This window comes from Shewanella aquimarina (genome assembly GCF_023349185.1).
In the GTDB taxonomy this organism is placed as follows: domain Bacteria; phylum Pseudomonadota; class Gammaproteobacteria; order Enterobacterales; family Shewanellaceae; genus Shewanella; species Shewanella aquimarina.
This window is the reverse complement of the sequence record NZ_JAKIKY010000003.1, coordinates 215279-237728: the sequence shown is the minus strand read 5'-3', so window position 1 is coordinate 237728 and position 22450 is coordinate 215279. Positions and strand designations below refer to the sequence as shown.

General features: G+C 49.5%; 20 protein-coding genes and 3 tRNA genes. 12 read left to right on the top strand and 11 right to left on the bottom strand.

Annotated features, from left to right (window positions below; all coding sequences use genetic code 11):
- Position 1: 1 nt before the first annotated feature.
- The 6 genes from L2731_RS05285 (at position 2) to ttcA (ending at position 6154) form a co-directional block, all read left to right on the top strand.
- A complete protein-coding gene (locus tag L2731_RS05285; RefSeq protein WP_249252143.1) occupies positions 2-2413 on the top strand; it encodes a heavy metal translocating P-type ATPase in 2412 nt (803 codons plus the stop codon).
- On the top strand, positions 2410-2595 hold the full coding sequence (gene ccoS, locus L2731_RS05280; protein WP_249252142.1) for a cbb3-type cytochrome oxidase assembly protein CcoS: 186 nt from the start codon (positions 2410-2412) through the stop codon (positions 2593-2595). The genes L2731_RS05285 and ccoS overlap by 4 nt, the downstream gene beginning before the upstream one ends.
- On the top strand, positions 2592-3284 hold the full coding sequence (locus L2731_RS05275) for a sulfite exporter TauE/SafE family protein (RefSeq protein ID WP_041511249.1): 693 nt from the start codon (positions 2592-2594) through the stop codon (positions 3282-3284). Before ccoS ends, L2731_RS05275 begins: the two co-directional genes overlap by 4 nt.
- A gap of 55 nt (positions 3285-3339) precedes the next feature.
- Positions 3340-4089 carry an electron transport transcriptional regulator EtrA gene (gene etrA, locus L2731_RS05270; protein WP_041511248.1) on the top strand — a complete coding sequence of 250 codons (750 nt, stop codon included), beginning with the start codon at positions 3340-3342 and terminating at the stop codon, positions 4087-4089.
- A gap of 94 nt (positions 4090-4183) precedes the next feature.
- On the top strand, positions 4184-5116 hold the full coding sequence (uspE, locus tag L2731_RS05265; RefSeq protein ID WP_041511247.1) for a universal stress protein UspE: 933 nt from the start codon (positions 4184-4186) through the stop codon (positions 5114-5116).
- Between the two features lie 84 nt (positions 5117-5200).
- The gene (ttcA, locus tag L2731_RS05260) at positions 5201-6154 is read left to right on the top strand and encodes a tRNA 2-thiocytidine(32) synthetase TtcA (RefSeq protein ID WP_249252141.1); all 954 of its coding nucleotides are present in this window, start codon (positions 5201-5203) and stop codon (positions 6152-6154) included.
- A gap of 113 nt (positions 6155-6267) precedes the next feature.
- Here the strand turns inward: ttcA and L2731_RS05255 are convergent, their stop codons facing one another.
- Both L2731_RS05255 and L2731_RS05250 read right to left on the bottom strand, forming a co-directional pair.
- Positions 6268-6891, bottom strand: coding sequence for a DUF2987 domain-containing protein (locus tag L2731_RS05255; protein WP_239850545.1), 624 nt, complete (start codon positions 6889-6891; stop codon positions 6268-6270).
- Positions 6869-7696 carry a glucosaminidase domain-containing protein gene (locus tag L2731_RS05250; protein WP_239850546.1) on the bottom strand — a complete coding sequence of 276 codons (828 nt, stop codon included), beginning with the start codon at positions 7694-7696 and terminating at the stop codon, positions 6869-6871. The genes L2731_RS05255 and L2731_RS05250 overlap by 23 nt, the downstream gene beginning before the upstream one ends.
- A gap of 135 nt (positions 7697-7831) precedes the next feature.
- Between L2731_RS05250 and yvcK the strand changes: the two genes are divergently transcribed.
- Complete coding sequence (yvcK, locus tag L2731_RS05245; RefSeq protein WP_249252140.1) at positions 7832-8743, top strand: uridine diphosphate-N-acetylglucosamine-binding protein YvcK; 912 nt, start codon at positions 7832-7834, stop codon at positions 8741-8743.
- A gap of 50 nt (positions 8744-8793) precedes the next feature.
- Here the strand turns inward: yvcK and L2731_RS05240 are convergent, their stop codons facing one another.
- The 5 genes from L2731_RS05240 to L2731_RS05220 form a co-directional block, all read right to left on the bottom strand.
- Entirely contained in the window at positions 8794-9987 is a 1194-nt protein-coding gene (locus L2731_RS05240) for an amino acid aminotransferase (protein WP_249252139.1), read from the bottom strand.
- Between the two features lie 386 nt (positions 9988-10373).
- Positions 10374-10460, bottom strand: a tRNA-Leu gene (locus L2731_RS05235).
- Between the two features lie 38 nt (positions 10461-10498).
- Positions 10499-10572: transfer RNA gene (locus L2731_RS05230), tRNA-Cys, on the bottom strand.
- Between the two features lie 35 nt (positions 10573-10607).
- A tRNA-Gly gene (locus L2731_RS05225) sits at positions 10608-10683 on the bottom strand.
- A 233-nt stretch (positions 10684-10916) separates the two neighbouring features.
- Positions 10917-12353, bottom strand: a complete 1437-nt coding sequence (locus tag L2731_RS05220; RefSeq protein WP_249252138.1) for a glyceraldehyde-3-phosphate dehydrogenase — start codon at positions 12351-12353, stop codon at positions 10917-10919.
- A 203-nt stretch (positions 12354-12556) separates the two neighbouring features.
- On the opposite strand from L2731_RS05220, the gene L2731_RS05215 reads away from it, so the two are divergent.
- On the top strand, positions 12557-13396 hold the full coding sequence (locus L2731_RS05215; RefSeq protein WP_249252137.1) for a DUF2989 domain-containing protein: 840 nt from the start codon (positions 12557-12559) through the stop codon (positions 13394-13396).
- Positions 13397-13607: 211 nt separating this feature from the next.
- Positions 13608-14618 (top strand): type I glyceraldehyde-3-phosphate dehydrogenase, encoded by a 1011-nt coding sequence (gene gap, locus L2731_RS05210; protein WP_249252136.1) that lies wholly within the window; start codon positions 13608-13610, stop codon positions 14616-14618.
- Positions 14619-14744: 126 nt separating this feature from the next.
- On the opposite strand, the gene L2731_RS05205 is transcribed toward gap, so the two are convergent.
- From L2731_RS05205 to L2731_RS05195, 3 genes are all read right to left on the bottom strand, one after another.
- Positions 14745-15020 carry a hypothetical protein gene (locus L2731_RS05205; protein WP_239850553.1) on the bottom strand — a complete coding sequence of 92 codons (276 nt, stop codon included), beginning with the start codon at positions 15018-15020 and terminating at the stop codon, positions 14745-14747.
- Positions 15021-15134: 114 nt separating this feature from the next.
- Entirely contained in the window at positions 15135-16466 is a 1332-nt protein-coding gene (locus L2731_RS05200) for an NAD(P)/FAD-dependent oxidoreductase (protein ID WP_249252135.1), read from the bottom strand.
- Between the two features lie 197 nt (positions 16467-16663).
- Positions 16664-17230 carry a GNAT family N-acetyltransferase gene (locus L2731_RS05195; RefSeq protein ID WP_249252134.1) on the bottom strand — a complete coding sequence of 189 codons (567 nt, stop codon included), beginning with the start codon at positions 17228-17230 and terminating at the stop codon, positions 16664-16666.
- 268 nt (positions 17231-17498) lie between these two features.
- On the opposite strand from L2731_RS05195, the gene L2731_RS05190 reads away from it, so the two are divergent.
- The gene (locus L2731_RS05190; protein ID WP_249252133.1) at positions 17499-18551 is read left to right on the top strand and encodes a hypothetical protein; all 1053 of its coding nucleotides are present in this window, start codon (positions 17499-17501) and stop codon (positions 18549-18551) included.
- A 161-nt stretch (positions 18552-18712) separates the two neighbouring features.
- Here L2731_RS05190 and L2731_RS05185 read toward each other — a convergent pair whose 3' ends face one another.
- Positions 18713-19408, bottom strand: coding sequence for an SDR family oxidoreductase (locus L2731_RS05185; RefSeq protein ID WP_249252132.1), 696 nt, complete (start codon positions 19406-19408; stop codon positions 18713-18715).
- A 343-nt stretch (positions 19409-19751) separates the two neighbouring features.
- Between L2731_RS05185 and L2731_RS05180 the strand changes: the two genes are divergently transcribed.
- Complete coding sequence (locus L2731_RS05180; RefSeq protein ID WP_249252131.1) at positions 19752-20699, top strand: ecdysteroid 22-kinase family protein; 948 nt, start codon at positions 19752-19754, stop codon at positions 20697-20699.
- Between the two features lie 561 nt (positions 20700-21260).
- Positions 21261-22448, top strand: coding sequence for an efflux RND transporter periplasmic adaptor subunit (locus tag L2731_RS05175; RefSeq protein WP_249252130.1), 1188 nt, complete (start codon positions 21261-21263; stop codon positions 22446-22448).
- The last annotated feature ends 2 nt before the right edge of the window (positions 22449-22450 follow it).

The following is a 22450-nucleotide window of genomic DNA, read 5'->3' as shown; positions in this document are numbered from 1 at the left end:
TATGGATGCGTTGAACTGCTTTCATTGCGGCGAGCCGGTGACTACCGGCCGCCAATTCGAGACCCTTATCGATAATGTTCCTCAGCCTATGTGTTGTCCCGGCTGCCAGGCCGTCTCCGCAGCCATCATAGAGGCGGGACTCACCAACTATTATAAGTATCGTACCGAACCTGGTAGCAAGCAGACGGCGCTGGTGCCCGAGGCGCTCAATGCCTTTTCCGCATTCGATCTCAAAGAGGTCCAACAGGACTTTGTGCATCAAGACGTGCATCAAGACAAACAGAGTGCCAGTACTTCTCTTACCATAGATGGCATCACCTGTGCGGCCTGCGCCTGGTTGATCGAGCATAAGCTGCAGCATATTGACGGTATCAATAAGATAGCTGTTAACACCACCACAGAGCGCGCCCAAGTCAGCTGGGATCCGGACAAGATTAAGCTGTCGGAGATCTTGGCGCAGATCAGCCGTATCGGCTATCAAGCCGCGCCCTATCAGGTGGATGACGAAGAGATTCAGAGCAAGAAGAATAGCCGCAAATTCCTGCTTAGATTAGGGCTGGCAGGCTTTGCCACCATGCAGGTGATGATGTTTGCTTTGGCGCTCTATTCGGATTACTTCACCGATCTCGATGTGGAATTCAGAGACTATTTCCGTTGGGTAAGCATGATATTCGCCGCGCCAGTAGTCTTCTATTCGGCGCAGCCTTTCTACTTTAGTGCCCTGCGCGCCATGTTATCGGGCAGGCTCAACATGGACGTGTCGGTATCCATCGCCATCTGCGGCGCCTATATCGCCAGCTGTATCGCTACGGTATCTGGCCAGGGAGAGGTCTATTTTGAATCGGTGAGCATGTTTACCTTCTTCCTGCTACTTGGTCGTTATTTTGAGCAAAATGCACGGCAGAAGGCCTCTATCAGCTCTAATAACCTGCATAAACTGATCCCGCTAACCGCTAACTTGCTGGACGATGAAGGTAATCAAACCGAGGTGCCGGCCAAGCGCCTCAAGGTGGGTGACCTTATCATGGTCAAGCCCGGTGAGGTGATCGCCGCCGACGGCGACATAATCGAGGGCATGAGCAGCGTCAACGAGGCCATGCTCACGGGCGAGCAGATGCCGGTGACTAAAAACCTTAATAGCCAAGTGTATGCGGGTACCATCAATGTGGACCACCCGATTCAGGTCAAGGTCACGGCGACCGGGCAAGATCAGCTAGTTGCCGAAATCATCCGCCTGCAAGAGGCGGCATCGAACAACAAGCCTAAGGTGTCCCTCTACGTCGATACTATCTCCAACTATTTTACCTGGACCATCTTGGTCGTGGCCGCCCTCACCTATCTGGTGTGGAAACATTATTGGCCCGAAGATGCCTTTTGGGTCACGCTTTCCGTGTTAGTTGCCACCTGTCCCTGCGCGCTGGCGTTGGCAACGCCGACGGCGGTGACCTGCGCTACCGGCCTCTTTACCAGACTTGGGGTGGTGGCCCGCCGTCCAGGCGTGTTTGAGAAGCTGCCAAAAGTAGATCAGGTGGTATTTGATAAGACGGGTACCCTGACTTGCGGCAGTTTAACCCTGAGCGAAACGCAGCGTTTTACTCATGATGAATCCCTCGAGGTGCTAGCGATTGCCGCCGCCATGGAGTCACAATCGATTCATCCGATCGCTAAGGCGTTCACCCCCTATTACCAGACCGGTTATCGGCTAAGTGAGAGTCAGTATGTCGCCGGCGAAGGCGTAATAGCCAGCGTAAATGACACCCGCTATTTTCTCGGCAGCGCGGATTTTATTCGAGGTAACACTCAGCTTGGCGATATCAAAGGCGATCACAGCGTCTACCTCGCCGATAAAACGCGCTTACTCGCCGGTTTTACCCTGAGCGATACGATTCGAGAAGATGCCAAGGCAACGCTGCACACCCTCAAGGAGATGGGCTTTGCCACCTGTATTGCCAGCGGTGACACCAGCGAACACGTCGAGCAAGTCGCCGCTGAGGTGGGTATCGACACCTTACATAAGGGGTTAAAGCCGCAAGATAAATTACAACTTATCAATCAGCTAAGAGATCAGGGCAAACAGGTGGTCATGTTCGGAGACGGCGTCAATGATGCGCCTGTGCTTGCGGGCGCAAACCTGTCGGTAGCCATGGGCAGCGGCGCGGACATTGCCAAAAACAGCGCCGATCTTATCCTGCTCGGCGATCAGCTTTCACGCTTTCCCCAGGCGGTTCGTATCGCCAAGCTGACAGAGCAGATCATCAGGCAAAACCTGATCTGGGCCCTTGGCTATAACCTGCTTATCATTCCTTTAGCGGTAACTGGACACGTGTTACCCTACATTGCCGCCATAGGTATGTCGGCCAGCTCATTAATTGTTGTCGCCAATAGCCTCAGACTACTAAAGGTTCGTTTATGAGTATTATCTATGTCTTGATCCCTATCGCCATGCTGTTTGTGCTGGTTGCCGTAGGCATCTTCTTCTGGGCCGTGAAATCTGAACAGTTTGACGATCTCGACAGGCAGAGCGTATCTATCTTGTTTGATGATGACATCAAGCAGAAGCCTAACGATACCAAAGACGAGTCGACGCCAAGTTGATCGATTTTAGCGTTACCGGCGCCTTCCTCGTCGGTCTGATGGGCGCGGGCCATTGCATCGGCATGTGTGGTGGCCTGGTCGGCGCCTTCTCCCAGCAGCTCCCTAAAAAAGCCAGCGATAATATTCTGCTGGGTCAGCTTAAGTTTATTCTCAGCTATAACCTGGGGAGGATCTTAAGCTATACCACGGCCGGCGCTCTGGTGGGCGGCTCGGCCAGCCTGCTCAGTACCCTCTTTAGTATCGATGCCTACCTAATTGGCATGCGCGTATTCGCCGGTGTGATGATGATAGTGACTGGTCTGTATATTGCGCAGCTCTGGTCTGGTGTGGTGCAGATTGAGCGAGTGGGGAAATTATTGTGGCGTCTCATCGGTCCTATCGCCAATAAGTTACTACCGATAAAAGATTTAAAACAAGCCTTTGCGGCAGGCCTACTATGGGGCTGGTTACCCTGCGGCCTAGTCTATAGCACCTTGACCTGGGCGGTCGCGGCAAATTCGGCGCAGCAAGGCGCCTTGATCATGGCGGCTTTTGGCCTGGGCACCCTGCCCGCACTGGTCAGCGTCGGTGTCGCAGCGCGCTATTTTGCCCAGTTGGTTCAGGCTAGAAAAGTAAGGCTTATCAGTGGCTTAATCTTAGTAAGCTTTGGCATACACACTTTGTATATTGCATTTGCTCAGCTAGGCTAGCTGTCACTATTAAATTAGTTTAACATAAGCCTAATTGAGAAATTCGAGAGAGATTATGACAGATATTATTAAAAGTCGTCGTTCGGCTGTACCCGGATGCGCCATTCATTGTCATGACTGCAGTATGGGTACGTTATGTATCCCTTTCACGTTGAATAACAACGAGCTAGATCAGCTTGATGACATCATCGAACGTAAGAAACCGATACAGAAAGGCGAACAAATTTTTAAGTCTGGCGACTCGTTAAAATCTCTCTATGCGATCCGCTCAGGCACCATCAAGAGCTACACCATTACCGAACAGGGTGATGAGCAGATCACCGGCTTTCACCTGGCCGGTGATGTGATTGGTTTCGATGGTATTCACTCGCAAACTCATCAGAGTTTTGCCCAAGCCTTAGAGACCTCGATGGTCTGTGAGATTCCATTCGATACCTTAGACGAACTCTCGGGCACCATGCCTAAGCTCAGACAACAGATCATGCGTCTGATGAGCAATGAGATCCAAAGCGATCAGGAAATGATCTTGCTGCTGAGTAAGAAGAACGCCGAAGAACGTCTAGCGGCCTTCATCAGCAATCTGGCCAGTCGTTTTGGCAGTCGTGGCTTCTCTCCCAAGGAGTTCCGCCTCACAATGACACGTGGTGACATAGGTAACTATCTTGGTTTGACCGTTGAAACCATTAGCCGTCTGTTGGGACGCTTCCAAAAAGCAGAATTGATCGAGGTAAAAGGAAAGTACATTACCATCGTCGATTTTGACTCGCTTAATAAGTTAGCCGGTAACAATAAGATAGGCCGCTAATTAGCCGGTTTTCTGGGCAAATTTGATCTAAAACAAGGCAATTTGCCCTATATCGCTCATTATTTAAGTACCACCTCAGATAAAGGAAGAATCTATGAAGGACTATCATAAGATCCTTGTTGTAGTGGATCCAACAAGCGACAAGCAATCTGCCCTCGCCAGAGCCGTCGAACTCGCCTCTAAAAACCAAGCGTCAATCACCGTTTTTCTCTCTATTTTCGATTTTTCCTACGAGATGACCTCTATCCTCTCGGGTCATGAGCGTGAAGCCATGCGCCAGGGAGTCATTGCACAGCGTCGCGCCTGGCTCGACGATATCCTGGCTGGCTACAAAGACAGTGGCGTCGCCATCGATAGCGAAGTGATCTGGCATAACCGCCCCTTCGAGAGCATCATCTTACACGCCATCGAAGGTGGCTATGATCTGATCGTTAAGGGTACTCACGAGCACGATAAACTCAAGTCGGTGATCTTTACCCCCACCGATTGGCATTTGATGCGCAAGGCGCCAGTGCCGGTTCTTTTGGTGAAAGAACATGACTGGCCGGTAGCCGGTAAGATCCTGTGCGCCATCAACGTGGCCTCGGAAGATGACGATCACCAAACCCTTAACGGCAAGATCATCGAACACGCCCAAGACTTAGCCAAGAAGTTTGATGCTCAGGTACATCTGGTTAACGGCTATCCAGGCACACCAGTTAACCTGGCTATCGAACTGCCGGACTTTGACGCACACACCTATAGCGAAACTATTCGCATGCAGCATGAGCAGCGTGTCTGTTACCTGGCCAGCAATTACGGCATCTCCAGCGACTTTTGTCATATCAAAGAGGGTTTGCCAGAGGATGTCATCCCTGAATTGGCCGAACAGCTCGACGCCGAGTTGGTGATTCTTGGAACCGTCGGCCGCACTGGCTTCTCGGCGGCGCTAATCGGTAACACCGCAGAGCATGTGATCGACAGCATTAACTGTGACCTACTGGCGATTAAACCCGACGGCTATAAGTCACCACTAGAAGAGGAATGATCGCCTTAGGCCATCTTCTTTAGCCCAATTTTTTAAGATATACTACGCGCCCAGAATTTTACGATACTAGGCGCGTTTTTTATTATGTCTGAAGAAACCCTCTCAAAGAAACAGATAACTCGGCTAAACAAGCTACAAAAGCGTCTTAGGCGCGAGGTCGGTAGTGCCATCGCCGATTACAACATGATTGAAGAGGGCGACACCGTCATGTGCTGTCTTTCCGGCGGCAAAGACAGTTATGCCATGCTGGATATCCTGGTCAATCTGCAGCAAAGAGCGCCGGTTAATTTTAATCTGGTAGCCGTCAATTTGGATCAGAAGCAGCCAGGTTTCCCAGAAGACATACTGCCAGCCTATTTAGATAGCCTAAAGGTGCCTTACCATATCCTCGAGAAGGACACCTACTCTATCGTTAAAGATAAGATCCCCGAAGGCAAGACCACTTGCTCACTCTGCAGCCGTCTGCGTCGTGGTACCCTGTATGGTTTTGCGCAGAAGATTGGCGCCACTAAGATTGCCCTGGGACATCACAGAGACGACATCATAGAAACCATGTTCCTCAACATGTTCTACGCCGGAAAGCTTAAGGCGATGCCGCCCAAGTTGCTGTCGGACGATGGCGCGAACGTGGTTATCCGACCTCTCGCCTACAGCCGCGAGAAAGACATTGCCGAATATGCCGAGTTAAAGGCGTTTCCAATCATCCCTTGTAACCTGTGTGGCTCACAGGAAAACCTTAAGCGTGCGGCGGTAAAAGAGATGCTCAAGAGCTGGGATAAGCAGTTCCCAGGTCGTATCGAAACCATCTTCACCGCAATGCAAAACACGAGTCCGTCACAGGGGGTCGATAGAGATCAGTTCGACTTTGTTTCTTTGAAACAAGATCCCGACGCACCGATGAAAGGCGATGTAGCGGAGTCGGATCTGCCGGCGTTTGACTTCCTGGATCTGGCTAACAGCGGTCATATCGATCTAGATGCGGCCAAGCGCAGTAGCGATCAGCTTAAAATCGATGTGGTGAGCACCTATACGCCTTAGGTTTTAACCTAGCGACTTGCATGAATTGTCTTTATAGATAATAAAAAAGCCCTCTCTTGAGGGCTTTTTTACGTCTTTGTCCGTTTATGTCCGCGCTCTAAACGACAAGCTAACTAGGAGCTCTTGACCCAAGGGCTGACCACCTTAGGCGTTTCACTAAAACTTATCGTACTTAGCGCGCTAATTTCATCACTTGCTAAGCGATAGATGCCGTCAACCTGCTGCTCTTTACCATCGATCGTCACCTGCGCCTTACCTGCAAACTCAAAGCTGACCCCAGCAATATCATCGGCAAAATATTTCATTGGAAAGCCCTGCATCTGCTTGAGCAACTCATCCATCTGGGTTGCCAGCTCGCTAAGTGCTTCCTGGCTATATTCATTTGAGGGCGACTTGGCGCGGATCTGCATCGCCACCCCACAACGTGTGGCATCGTTCTTCATTTGTAGATTGATGAGGGCACGGTCTGACTTCAAGGTTTCATCGAATGGAATATAGAGACGTTGGTCACCGGAGAATGTCAGCGGATAGTTGCGCTTCTCTGTAGTGATTGAGCCGCTTTCGATAAGACAGCCATTTTCCTTAGGCACAGAGAAGGCGATGTCGATAAGCGAATAGTTGCCTTTATTCATCTGCTTCATTCTTTGATAGAAGCCCTGATAGTCGAGAGAAATGGGCGTTGCCTGAACAACACTCGTTGCCAGAAGCAGGCAACTACACAGCAGGCCTTTGTTCATGATTTTCCACCAAAAATTGATTGTTATGACGTAGCATATCAAGCAGCTCTTCAACGTAAGCTTCCTGACGTTCTGAGTAATTCATTAGACCGTAGACCAACTTCTCGGCGCTTACCGGCTGATTCTCTGCTCTTAAATCGGCGCGAATGGCCCTAAGAAGCGAGTATGCCGCGTTCGAGTTAAGGTTGCGCATATAGGAGCCCACCGAATCTTCGACGCTCTTAAAGACGGCCACTTCATGGCTTAGCCCTTCGGTGCGCGATTGCGGCACCAGACCGCAGCCCTTTTTAAAGCACCATTGGCCGAAGAAGTTCATCCCTTCTCTGGCAAAACGGCTACTGCCCCAACCGGTCTCGTTAGCCGCCTGAATGAGTACTAAGTCTTCGGGAATGGTATCGACTCGCGTTAATAGCTCATCCAGGGATTCGAGAGTGGCACCGCGCATCGAATACTGATATTTGCTTGCTAGTTGCAAGATGCGATAGGCCTCAGCCTCGGACAAGGGTTGTTGGTTAGCTAGGTGGGCGCGAGATTGTTCCAGGAACTTACGCTCGTCACTAATTACGGCGTTGTGGTGCCTGATCGCCGGACGAAGGAAATCGAAGAATGCCTGTTTCTTGGTCGCAATATCACTAATTGCCTGGAAATCTGGGATGGCACTAAATTGACTGCGATTCTTTAAAATCGTTCCCGGTGCCTGTTCTGGCTCGGCCTTGCGTTCTATCAGAAATAGCTTTACCGCCAATATTGCTAACGCAACAATCCCTAGGGAAAGTATCAACTTGTTGATGTGACCTGTTCTCAAATGCTTCGCTCTTATTATGAGTTCATGGGCGGCATTATATGTCATCTGAGTCATGAACAAAACCGCTATACCTATAGGACGAATGGGTTATAATGACCGACAGGTAAATGGGGATTCAGGAAGGAAATACCCGACATGCGCGATTACGCCATCAATCAATATCAACATGTTGTCGCCATCGGCGGAGGCCACGGACTGGGCCGAGTCTTATCCTCTCTCTCGTTTCTCGGTCCAAAACTCACCGGCATAGTGGCCACCACGGACAATGGCGGTTCAACCGGACGCCTAAGACAGCAGCAAGATTGTATCGCCTGGGGCGATCTGCGTAACTGCCTGTCTCAGCTCGCAAGTCGGCCCTCAGTCGGTTCGCTATTGTTTGAATACCGATTCGGCGGTAAAAGCGAGCTCGCCAACCACAATCTGGGTAACCTAGTGTTGATGGCGCTGGATGACCTCTGCGTGCGGCCGTTAGATGCGGTCAATCTGATCCGCAAACTGCTCAACATAGAGACCCAGGTGATCCCTATGTCGGAGCAACCTACCCATCTGGTCGCCATTCAGTCTTGTGGCAATCGTATCTTCGGCGAAGTCGAGGTGGATCAGAAGTGTGAAGATCCCATCGCCCTCTCGCTGGAACCTATGGTGGATGCCACCCTCGAGGCCTGTAATGCGGTTAGACAAGCGGATCTCATTATACTAGGCCCAGGAAGTTTCTTGACCAGCATCATGCCTCCACTCCTGCTGCCTAAATTGGGCCAGGCGCTACACGACTCCAAGGCGAAAGTGGTCCTAATCGATAATCTGACCGAGGAGCCTTCCGCCGCGGCTAACTTTAGCCTGGATAAACGTCTTAGCTGGTTTAAGCAGGTCATGGGCAATAAACCGGTCGATCACGTGCTTTGTCACGGTGACAGATATCTCACCACAGGCATAGTCACCCACTACCCGCTACGTAGTCGCCACCATCAGGCCCTCCACGACAGAGCGGCGCTGGCCGACGCCCTGTCTCTCATTGTTGAGCCTCAAGCGCTCGACGCGCTGGCATAAAAAAACGCCACGTTATTAATAGCGTGGCGTCTTTAGTAGAATATCGAAGCTTATAATACCTTAGCGATCGCCCGGCAGATGGTATCCATGTTGGCGCGGGTCATGCCGGCAACGCTGATGCGTCCAGAGCCGACGATATAGATACCAAACTCCTCTTTCAGGCGTGTAACCTGCTCCTTATTAAGACCTGAGAAGCTAAACATACCGTTTTGCGCCGAGATAAAGCTGAAATCTTGCGACACCCCCTGCTGAGCCAACGTCTTAACGAACAGTACGCGCATCTCCGCGATACGTTCACGCATCTGTGTCAGCTCTTCTTCCCATAACTTGCGCAGCTCAGCGTCACCGAGAATGGTCGCTACAATCAATGCACCATGTGCCGGTGGATTAGAATAGCTGCTGCGAATGGTGCTCTTGATCTGGCTAAAGGCACGCTTGGCCGTCTCTTCATCTTCGGCGACTAAGGTCACGGCGCCAATACGCTCATTGTAGAGACCAAAGTTTTTCGAAAATGAGTTAGCCACTAAGAGTTCAGGCACCTTGCTCGCGACCAAACGCAAACCCTGAGCGTCTTCTTCTACGCCGGCACCGAAACCTTGATAGGCAAAGTCAAACAAGGGGATCAGGCCTTTGTCGACACAAAGCTGGGCAATCACTTCCCACTGGCTGATGTTGAGATCGATACCCGTCGGGTTGTGGCAGCAACCGTGAAGCAGCAGTAAATCGCCTTCCTCTGCATTTTCAAGGCTAGTGAGCATGGCATCGAAGTTGATATCGTGACTGGCCGCATCGTAATAGCCATATTGCTTAACGGTTAAGCCTGCAGATTGAAAAATGTTGTTATGGTTTGCCCAAGTTGGATTGCTCACCCATACGGTACGTGAATCAGTATTACGCACCACAAACTCGGCGGCCATTCTCAGGGAGCCTGTACCACCCGGCGCCTGAGCCGTTACCGCTCGCTTCTCGGTCATTACTGCGTGATCTGCACCAAACAACAAGCCCTGTACCGCCTGGTTGTAGGCGATGACGCCGTCGATACCCAGGTAACTCTTGCTGGTTTCAGTTTCTAGCAATTTTTGCTCGGCCAACTTAACTGACTTAAGAATCGGCGTCTGGCCTGACTCATCTTTATAGATGCCAACACCTAAATTAACCTTATCTGCGCGAGGATCGGCCTTAAAAGCATCGGTAAGACCAAGAATGGGATCTGCGGGGGCCAGTACAACCTGGTTAAATATCATGGTGATGTTCCTAAACGTCGTCATAAGAAGGGGTTCGGGGCTAGTTATACCACTGTCTTAGCGCCCTTCATAGCGGATATTTTTCTATATCAATATTTTTCTTGTCTCGCCCTAGCTTTGCTGATTTTTGTTGGGTGACTGGGTCATGATTTTAAGAATAATTGATTGAACTGAGCGAAATTTAGAATAATCTTTAAGATGAGATCCGGCTCACACTGAGCTCATTTAGATGACTAAATGAGTGCACTGCAATTTGAAGAGGTAGCCAGACCGATTGGAGCAGGAGTCATAGAAGGAGCTTTTAAGCTAGTTTTTTACCCCAGATACAATAAAGCCCCACTTATTCAGTGAGGCTATTTCCAACCCGGTTCTATTATAATTCAGATTGGTACCCGAGGACGGACTTGAACCGTCACGCTGTTACCAGCGAGGGATTTTAAATCCCTTGTGTCTACCGATTCCACCACTCGGGCCTAGTGTGTTTTATCGTGATTTACGTTAAAACGAAAAGTGGAGGCGCGACCCGGAGTCGAACCGAGATCGACGGATTTGCAATCCGCAGCATAGCCATTCTGCCATCGCGCCTTTATCTGAAGCGGTTTACGGTTTGACCGTAAATTTGGAGCGACATATCGGGTTCGAACCGATGACCTATACCTTGGCAAGGTATCGCTCTACCAACTGAGCTAATGTCGCATCTGAAACGCTTGCCAGCCAAGTTCCCTATCGAGCTTTCCCCTGACTGCGGAAAGGAATTCTACCGATTTACCTAAAAGTGTCAACGTCTATTTATGGCTTAAACAAGGTTTGTTGCATCAATTGCTGCATTAATCACCTTTGTGACTCTTTGTTAAGCATATTCAACTTCTTATGGATAAAAAAACGCCCCGGTACTTACCGAGGCGTTTAGATTTATCTAGCGGTTAAGATTAAGCAGCAGGTAGAGACTGGTAGTTTAGACCCAGCATCTTCTGCATTACGCCAACAACCTGACAGCTATAACCGAACTCGTTATCGTACCAAACATAAAGAATGGCGCGGTTACCCTCGGCGATGGTCGCCTGTGAGTCGACAACACCCGCGTAGCGAGAACCAACCAGATCAGAAGAGACGATCTCTGTAGACTCGGTGAAGTCAACTTGGTTTTGCAGCTCAGAACATAGCGCGACGTTACGTAGGTACTCGTTCATGTCTTCTTTGCTAGTTTCACCATTCAGGTTCAGGCTGATGATCGCCATAGACACGTTTGGTGTAGGCACGCGAATCGCATTACCAGTTAGCTTACCAGCAAGCACTGGCAGTGCCTTAGCAACAGCCTTGGCCGCACCAGTTTCGGTGATCACCATGTTTAGCGGTGCACTGCGACCACGACGATCCGCTTTGTGGTAGTTATCGATCAGGTTTTGATCGTTAGTGTATGAGTGAATTGTTTCAACGTGACCGTTTACGATGCCATACTTGTCATTGACCGCCTTAAGTACTGGGGTAATGGCATTAGTGGTACAGCTTGCCGCCGAGACGATAGTGTCTTCGTTCAGGATGTCATTTTCGTTTACGCCATAAACGATGTTCTTGATCGCGCCCTTAGCCGGTGCAGTCAATAGCACCTTAGAAGCGCCGTTACATCTTAGGTGCAGTCCCAGGCCATCTTCGTCTTTCCAGATACCTGTGTTATCAACCACCAGCGCATTGTTAATGCCGTAGCGAGTGTAATCCACTTCGTCTGGAGAGTTAGCGTAGATCACCTGAATATAGGTGCCGTTGGCGATGATTGCGTTGTTCTCTTCGTCTACCTCAACAGAGCCGTTGAATGGACCGTGTACCGAGTCACGACGTAGCAGGCTAGCGCGCTTCTCTAAGTCGCCCTTACGACCACCACGTAGAACGATAGCGCGAAGACGCAGCTTGTTGCTCACGCCAGTTCTTTCAATCAGTAGACGCGCCAATAGGCGTCCGATACGACCGAAACCATAGAGCACTACGTCGCGTGCTTCTTGGTTGTCTTCATGATCGATTGCCGAGGCCAGCTCTTGGGCCATGTAAGCTTCGATCTGGCTCGCATCGTCATGCTCGCGCCAGTAGTTAACCGCTAACTTACCGATATCGACTTTACATTGCTTCACCGCTAATTTGCTAAGTGCCTCAACAAACGGGAAACTTTCGCGTAATCTGAGTTTGTCACCCACATGACGACGCACTAAACGGTGTGACTTAATGATCTCGATAGTGGAAGCATTAAGAAGTGGCTTACCGTATAGAACGACTTCTACACCTTGGTTACGATACAACTTACCAAGTAGAGGCTGCATCGCCTCCGCCATTTCGAAACGTTCTTGCCAGCTTTGTAGGTGTTTATCAGCGGTCATTTACAGATCCTTTATCTCACTTTTACTACATTTATTGTAGAAATGATTGAGTAACAAAAAGAAAAGACCAATACTCTATTATTATCGGACGTCAATCCTGTTATTGGTCGGCGCCATTGTAATGAAAAGTGGGCTTTCGATCTAGTAAGATATTTTCTCTAACCATGTAATATTATTAGATAAAATCTAAAGGGGACGCACTTTTGAGATTAAATTTTGTAATCATTACACCATTATTGTCTCTTTTGGCGATTTTCGGCCTGTTTGGCTGCGATAATGCTGCTAATACCGCCACGATTTGTAAAAATAATCCTGAGCTTTGTGACGATTTACATCGCGATAGCTGGTGCAGATATGAGCGAGCAGACCTGATCCGCAAGCGTTTTGCCCTTAAAAACACCCCCTCGCCCTCTGGCAAACAGATCTACCAACATCTGATCAATCTCGAAAATTACAGTAAATGTATCGAACTCGCCGCCGGCGTACAGCACATCATGCACCCCGAACGCACCAACGATAGAGTGAGAGCCTTCGGCATCAGCGCGCAGAACCTGCAGCAGTTGCGAGACACCACCAAGGACAACCCAGATCTCTATCTCTCCTACTATCACTGGATACGCTTAAATGATCAGGCGGCACTGTCCCGAGTCATCAAGGCACAACAGGCAGGTTTGATAGCGGATATCGAGATCCTGGCGAGTCTCGCCTCCTATTATCAAAAATCCAATCTCAACAAGGCAAAGGTTCTCTACCTGCAACTGTTAGACCAGAGCGACCCTGACAACTTTAACCCCGACTGGTTGTTGGGTCTTGCCAGTATCTACCACCAGCAAAACGATCTGGAAAAAACCTACCTCTTCTCAAAAGCCAACGTATTGATGACGCGCAATACGGCTTCCGATGCCAAAATGAACGCCTTAATCAAGGGCAATCAACAACTGGCGCAATTTTTAGATGAACAAGCCGATACCTTAGTGGAACATCTTAAAAACGGTGACTACGCTTCTAGTGAGATCCGCGCTCAGTTAAATACCTCATCTTAATTGGGCTCTCTTGAATGCTGGCAAAATGTTTGCCACTAGTATTTTTTTTACAGAAATCGAGCCGGTTTTTGTAAAAAATCTGATCTTTGTAAAGAAAACAGCAAATTTGTTAAGCTAACTAGCCAATAAAACCCGATATTGCTTGACGATAGCTGTCAATTTGGTAATTTTACTACCAGATATTTTTATACATTTACCTGAGGGATATGAGATGACTATCCGCGTAGCAATTAACGGCTATGGCCGTATCGGTAGAAACGTACTTCGCGCACTTTATGAAAGCGAAAAGCAGTACCCCATCCAAATCGTTGCCATCAACGACCTGGGTGATGCTTCAATCAACGCTCACCTGACTAAGTATGACTCTGTACATGGTCGCTTCAATGCAAAAGTTGAGCACGACGATGAGGCTATCTACGTCAACGAAGACAAGATCCAAACTTTCTCTGAGCGTGACCCAGCTAAACTCCCTTGGGCCGAGCTTGAAGTCGATGTTGTGTTCGAATGTACCGGTATCTTCACTTCTAAAGAAGCCGTTCAGCCTCACCTAAATGCTGGCGCAAAGAAAGTGATCATCTCTGCACCGGGTAAGAACGTTGACGCGACTGTTGTTTACGGCGTAAACAACGATGTGATCACCTCTGACATGACAGTGATCTCTAACGCTTCTTGTACCACTAACTGTCTGGCGCCTTTCGCTAAGCCGCTGAACGACGAGATTGGTATCGAATCGGGTCTAATGACCACTATCCACGCTTACACTAACGATCAGCGTCTGTCAGACGTTTACCACACTGACCTACGCCGCGCTCGTGCCGCAGCCATGTCTATGATCCCAACTAAGACAGGCGCTGCTGCAGCCGTTGGTCTAGTGGTACCTGAGCTGGCTGGTAAGTTCGACGGTATGGCAGTACGTGTACCTACAGTAAACGTATCTCTGGTGGATCTCTCTTTCGTTGCCGCGCGCGACACCACTGTTGAAGAGATCAACGCCATCATCGAGAAGGCGGCAAGCGTTGCACCAATGAGCGAAGTGCTTTCGGTCAACAAAGAGCCATTGGTTTCTATCGATTTCAACCACAACCCATACTCTTCTAACTTCGACGCGACACAAACCCGTGTAAACGGCCGTCTGGTTAAGGTTATGGCTTGGTACGACAACGAATGGGGCTTCAGTAACCGTATGCTAGACAACGCGGTTGCCCTGATGACGGCTAAGTAAGCCAAGTTATCTAAGTAGTGTCACATTCATAAAAAAGGAGCCATTAGGCTCCTTTTTTGTATCTGGCAATCTTTCAAGGTCAAGCCATCTAAACATCACTGTGTTGAGCTAACCTCTCGATGCGCACTAAAAACGTTTGATGCGCACCACTTTCATCACCTCAAAATCGAAACCTGCTACGGTTTCCGTTTCTGGGTAATAGGTCATATTCACCTTGTGCCCCTGCAAGCTGCGGTATTTCTTGGTGCGGCGAAACTTAAAGGGGGCGTCACAGCCTTCTATGGTTACCGTATGTTGTACCCATTCATCAATCTCTCTCTGGGTATGGGATAAAATTTTCACGCCCTCTGAATGCACCAGCTTGTGATGTTTATCGAGCATCTTATCTACAACATGTTTCATAGCGGGTAACCTTTATCGATGAGTCTTTGCCTGATTGAAAAAACGACAGTAGCAAATTATAGAACATCTCATCGGCTTTGCGTGTGATTAGGCTATGGTAACAAAAATTGGCCGCTAACTGTACCTATCCCTTAGCCAAGCATATTGATAATAAGCACTTTGTCCCAATCGTCTTAGGCGCGCGAAGGGAAACTTAGGCAGAGGTGTTCGATAGAGCGGCAGATCAGGCAGGCGTTCTCCAGCAATATGCTGTGCCAGACGATAGGCCGCCTGCGCCGAGAAGGCGACTCCGGCGCCGCAGTACCCCAGACTGTATCCCATATCGCCCTTACTATAGACATGAGGCATATCATCCAAGGCGGCGGCAATCCATCCCGTCCAGTTATGGTCGATAGCGATATCGGTCAATGCCGGGAAGCAATCTGCCATCGCGCTCTTTAAACGTTCGCCATAGCGAGGATCTCTGGCATCCTTACCGCTTATCGCGCCGCGGCCACCAAACAGTAATCTATTGTCACCCAGCAAGCGGTAATAATACTTAAGGCGGCGGGTATCCATCACCACCTGATGTGTCTTAAGACCCGTTGCCTCAAGCTGCGCCTCAGTCAAGGGCGCAGTCACTATGATGTTACTCAGTATAGGCAGATATCGATTATCGACCGCCGGATTAAAATGCTTAGGCGTATAAGCATTACCGGCGCTGACGACCTGCTTGGCGATAAGCTCGCCCTTGTCGGTGACCAACATATGATGCGCGCCCTCTTTCAGCCAGGCTCTCACGCAGCTCTCTTCATTCAAGGGCACACCGAGAGACTGCACCGCACGTTTGTAGCCTAAACAAAGTTTTAAGGGATTCACGCCAAAACCATCATTGAGACGCAGGGCACCATAGGCTTGATGATTGTCCATATAGACCGCTTTTAGCTCTGATGGTGTGAGAAACTCGGCATCATCCCCCAGGTGCTCGGCGATGAAGTCGGCCGCTCCCTTTAATGTACTATAGGCCTTGGCGTTGTGCGCTATCTTAAGATAGCCCTTAGGCTGGGCATCACAGGCGATATCGTGCTGTTCGATCAACTGCTCGACGCGACGCACCGCGCTCGTGAACTCACCATAGATCCCTTTAGTGGTCTCCATGCCCCACTTCTTGGCCATCTGGCTATAGCCCATGCGCCCTGAACCTTTGAGCACGAAACCCGCATTGCGTCCACTGGCGCCGAAGCCTATCTGGTTTGCCTCAAGTACCCTGGCCTCGATATTAAACTCGCTGGCAAGATAATAGGCCGTCAGCAAACCGGTAAAGCCTCCCCCCACAATGGCCACATCGGTCTGCACCCGGCCGTTAAGCGCAGGCAAGGGCTCGGGCCGCGTAACTGTTGTGGCCCAGTAGGAGTCTGGCCAGGGTTGGCGGTCTGGAAAGTCGTTGAGTAAGGGATCGTAAGACATAGGGTTTCTCGACTAATGTTTTTCGCCTAAAGTTTTTTGCTTAAAGTTTCTCGCCTAAAGTTTTTTGCTTAAAGTTTCTCGCCTAAAGTTTTTTGCTTAAAGTTTCTCGCCTAAAGTTTTTCGTTTAAAGTTTCTCGCCGATAGTTTCTGGCAGATATAAAGTGATGACGCTTAAGATGTGATGACTAGACCTCTATCTAGAATATGAGGATCATCTCGCAGGCAACGCAGTGACATTCGCTGCCACACAAGACGCAAACATAGTCGGGATGATCAGGATTATTGTTCCAGCGCTCCGGATGTTCCTTGATAAGCTTGCCGCCCGCATTGGTAAAGTAGCCCACGGCCGAATTATCCGGACTCTGTTTCCACAGGTGACTGACTCCAGCCAATGCCCCTTGAGCCTTGCAGGCCTCTATTGAACTTTGCAGTAGGGCTTTACCTATGCCGAGTCCTCTGGCCTCCTCGGAAACGGTATTGCACTTGAAATAACAACAATCTTCGGCAGCAACCGGCCAGAGCGTGGGCGAACACCAGCGATCCAGTGACCAATTTCCCGGTGCATAGGTGAGCCTAAACCCCACTAACTCTCCCCCTCGATAGGCGACAAAGTTGGCATTGATCCCCGATTTATAGGCCTTATCCTGCATCTCACTCAGCATCTGCTCATCGAGATAGCCATCACCGTGTACCAGATTGCCTAGCGCGATAACCGTCTCAAACTCGTCCTGCTTTAGGGGTCTAATTTCTACCTGATTATTCATCGCCTTACTCGCCTGTTTACCTTAAATTAACCTCAAGGTAACATAAAAACCCTTAGATAGAGTATGGATGCGACTAAGCGCATATTTCTTGAACAATCCCAAATAATAATGGAGTCATTGGGTGAATATAGATTTCTCACAACCTGCGCTGGCAAACAAATTAAAACAGGCCTCTTCAGCACCGCAAAGATTCATGCAAGGCCTTAGAAATAAGTGGCAACGGCTAACATTGCCTCAAAGGCTTTATCTAATGGCAGCGCTTTTGCTAATGAGCGAACATTTAGGCTTAGTGGCCATCATCACCACCATCGCCCTCACCCTGGAATTTTGGCCCGTGTTCGAGCGTGTCTGGCACTCTCTCGCGGGTAAGGCTGTATTGCTACTCTTTTACGCCATAGTGGCCAACTACGCGCTGGCGATGGCCAGCGCTATTGTCAACGAGGTGGTGGGTGTGCCGGCGACCCACTTTAACTACACCCATAACTTTGCCATCTTGCTGCTTCTGCCAGCCTGGATATTGGGTATTAGCGCGGTGGGACTCTTGTTTGCACAGATCTTGATGCCCTTCTACCTGCTGATCGCGCTAGTATTGAAGCCCATTGGGATCAAACTCTTTTCCCTTACGGGTAACAGCCACTATCGATTTACGACGCTGATGGTCAGGTTCATCCTCTCTTTCGTCCTACTCTACCATTTGCTCCTACTCATCGGAGACGTCGAGGAGAGAGTGGAATCGGCACTGAGTGATATAAAAGCCATAGAGCAGACGGTAAAGGGAGATCTAAACCATGAGCAGGACAAGTTAGCGACAATTAGCCTTGATGATGCTGTTGCCGACAAGGAGATGAACCCACAATTCGCCTCGGTTGGGCCTGAAGTGGAAGGCGGACTCGCAAGCGCCGAATCAGACGTTGAACCAGAAGTTGAATTAGACAAGGAAAAGAATAAAGAAGCTAATACAGAACTGGCTAAAGAGCCGAATAAAGTACCAAACACCGCAACAGCGGGTCGTCGGAACGTTAGTGAAGAAGAAAATACAACTGATATTCAAGCTGACCAGCAGCAAAACAGCACCACATCCCTTGCAAGAGAATACGCCTCAATACGTCACGCCTATCAGGGAGAGATACGCGAATTAATCGCCCAGTTTGCCTATCATTTTGAGGCAGACAGCCGATCGCGCTGTGAAAAGCAAGAAGATGCCAACGTCGTCGAACTCAATGACTATGAAATTCTCGAGGTGGTACCGGACGACACGGCAAAATACCATTATCGCTTTACCGTAAGAAAGTGTATTTCACCCGCCTTTCCTGCCACCTAGTGCCAACATTAGTGTCGACATTAATCTCAACATTGGTGGCAACATGCAAGGAGCTGATTTACTGTTTGGGCGCTAACAGGCGCCCATGACTTTTTACGCCTAGCATGTCGATACGTGTCGGTGTGAATAACGGCCCCCGAGATGAAACCTGGCTTAGCCAGCTACCAGGGGATCACCTTGCCATCAAAGTTTAAAAATTGCCCGGACTGGCTCGCATCTAATCTATCGATACAGGTAGCCATCTGTTCTACCGCCTCATTAACCGTGATTAAGGCATTGGGCCCGCCCATGTCCGTCTGTACCCAACCTGGATGAAACACGACGCAGAAGATCGCTTCGCTACGCAAATCGATAGCCAGACTCTTAAGCGCGGCGTTGAGGCCCGCCTTTGATGAGCGGTAGAGATAGCTGCCACCACTCTGATTATCGGCCATGCTCCCCATCTTAGAGGAGATACAGATCACCTTAGCGTTATTCGCCTTGCGCAACATGGGGTAACAGGTTTGAGTGATCATAATGGGCGCTATCGTATTGACTGCCAATACCTTTTGCCATTCTTCAGCCCTTAACTTACCGAAGCCAATCCCCTTAGGTCCATAATAGCCGGCGTTGTTGATCAAGATGTCGATAGCAGTATCGTTGAGATGTTGCGGCAAGGCGCGCAGAGACGACTCATCTGTCACGTCCAGCTGAATAATATTGAGGTTGGCGTGGATTTCTGCGAGCTGAATTAACGCGCTTGCCTCGCCGGGCCGTCGGCAACAGGCGGTGACGCGATCACCTTTAGCCAGATAATGCCTGACAAAGCCTAAGCCTATCCCACGATTTGCCCCGGTGATCACCACATGCTTAGTCATAGCAACTCCTTACGCCATCATTAGATATCATTAGTTAACACCCAGAATCATAACCTAAGGCGTAAACTTTTGCCTACATCCTAGCGTATCGGGGCCAATGCTAAAGCATTAAGCCTTAATATTAGGCTTACCATATTTATCCCAGTCATTATTTTCATTCTCAATAGCAGCAAGACTATTGCAGCCTTTCCTCGGTTTTTATTGTCTGCGACAATGAGGCAAAATTGAATGAGCCCAATTGTGCTTTCATTGCCCACTCACACCCGAGGAACCACCTATCTTGAATATTGAGCAAATGCTTTGCCAAACACTCTCCTGCCAAAAGGCCACGAAGCTAGGCAAGTTGCAGACGCTCTGGAGTGGCTATGGCGAGATAGCCCGTTATCAGCTAGATGGAAAAGGAAGTTCTCAAACCGTCATTGTCAAACATATCGCGCCGCCAAGGCAAAGCGCCCATCCCCATCAATGGGATTCTAAGCTCTCTCATCGGCGTAAGATGCGCTCTTATCAGGTCGAGCTAAATTGGTATCGGCACTACGCCAACCGTTGCCAAGACCAACTTAATCTCCCCACTCTTTTAGCGGCTCATCAAGACAGTGAGACCCAGGAGATGCTGCTGGCAATGAGCGATCTCGACGCGCTGGGATTCAACGTGCGTCATTTGACGCTTACCGAGTCTCAGCTCTATGCCGCCATCGATTGGCTGGCAAGATTTCATGCCCTGTTTGTCTATAAAAATTCACCGGGAGAAACTCTATTTGCGGGCCTTTGGCCAATCGGCACCTACTGGCACCTTGAGACTCGGCCCGAAGAGCTTGCGGTAATGGCAGCATCTTCACTAAAGCAAGCTGCAGCAGCTATCGATGCCAGACTCAAACAGGCCAGGTTTCAGACCTTAGTACATGGCGATGCCAAGGTGGCTAACTTCTGTTTTCACAGTGATAGCGACACTATGGGAGTCGATGGTGTGGCGGCGTTAGATTTTCAATATGTCGGTAGCGGCGTAGGCGTTAAAGATTTCATCTATCTATTGGGCAGTTGCCTCGACGAGGAGCAGCTTTCAGCCCATTATGACACCGCTTGTAACCGCTATTTTCACACGCTTAGCAGGCAGCTATCCGCTAATTGGGCGGCCAATGAAATTGACGAACTGGTAGAGGAATGGCAAGCCCTGCTCCCTTTTGCCTGGGCCGACTTTGAACGTTTTCTTGCCGGCTGGCAGCCACAGCATCACAAACGAACTGGCTTTAGTCACAGGATGACGGAGCAGGCGCTTGCCGCGCTTATTTAAAGACTTTCTAGGGAACTCTTTAAGCACATTTTTAGAAAGATTTCTCTATACTTGAAAGGCAATATATCGTCATTAAAAAGGTTCAGCTGAGGCCCTAAAACACGGGGCAAATCGCCTCAAATAGCGCTACAATCATACTAAGAGAGTGCTCGATATACGCAAACGGGTGAGTACCCAAATGTGCTATCTAAGTTAGCCAATAACGCGGCATCACACTCTCTTTCTAATGCCTGATTTTTTAATATCGGTTTTCATTACCGGTTTCTATCGGTTCTTTAATTGCCTCTTTCTCACTTCTTAGTAGCTGGCGTTACCCTTGGGTGCTTGCACTGGCATACTTCATTGAGCTTAGGATTGCTCGAAACCAAGCTATACGCCATCAGCCCCTAGTGCTTTACAACGCAAAGCCTAACAAGGCAAATTACATACCTGTTTACATTTAACCGCTTTAACAAATCCCCCATTTCGATAACATTTACCCTGCAAGAAGTCTTTCGCCAAAGTAAGATATTGTTTTTATCAATAGAATTAATACCATAGCTCCAACAAGAGGAAGTGTTTGTGGCTACAGCAAAACAGATCGTATTACCTATCGTCGTGCTGGCCGCCGGTATCGGCACCTTTGCCGTGCTAGCATCGATGAAAAAACCACCACAAGAGAAACCCGTCGTTGACAATACTCCCGTCGTGGCAGTCGACATAATCGACAAGGAACCCATGACCTTTACCGTTAACTCATACGGTATCGTCAACGCCAAGTATGAGACCGAGCTTGTCTCACAGGTCTCAGGTGAAATCGTCTACCTGAGCGATGCCTTCGTTCGCGGTGGCTTAGTCAAGAAAGGCCAGATCCTGGCAAAGATAGATCCCAGTGATTACGAGGCGGCTCTCATCGACGCCAAGGCTACAGTGGCCAGTGCCAAGGCGACTCTGGTGCAAGAGAAGGCCTATGGCAAGGTAGCCGCCGAAGAATGGAAACGGATCGAAAACGGCACGCCAACCGAACTAAGCCTGCGTAAACCTCAGTTGGCACAAGAAGTTGCCCGTCTTAACTCATCCGAGGCCGGCCTCAAGCGAGCCACCCGTAATCTAGAGCGCACTGTGATCAAGGCGCCTTACGACGCCTTAATAGAAAGCCGTCATATCGGCCTTGGCTCTTACGTCTCTACCGGTACCCAACTGGGTAAGCTGCTTAGCACAGAAAAGGCCGAGATCCGCCTGCCCCTACCCGATAAAGAGATCAGGTACCTGGATAACAAGGGCCTGGGCGCTCAGGTCATTGTCAGCGGAAACTTTGCCGGTGAACAAAAGACCTGGCGTGGTCAGATCGTGCGCAGCGAGGGTGTGATAGACAATCGCAGCCGCATGACCTATCTGGTGGCAGAGGTTATCGACCCCTACGGTCTCAGAGACAACAAACAGCCCCTCAGATATGGCAGTTATATCACCGCGAGCATACACGGTTCTCAGGCACAGAATGTCACGACCATCGCCAGACACCTGGTGGTTAACGATAGGGTCGCCATCATGACGCCGGAAAATACCCTGGCATTCAGAACTGTCGATATTTTGCGCCAACAAGGCACTCAAGTAGTGATCGGTGAAGGCTTAGAGGATGGCATGCGCCTCATTACCTCGGCGCTGGACTATCCCATTGAAGGGATGAAACTCGCCCTTGCCTCTGACAAGCAGGAGCCTGCTGAAGATGAAGCGGTCGTCCAACAACTTGCAATGGAAGACAAGGAGTAAGG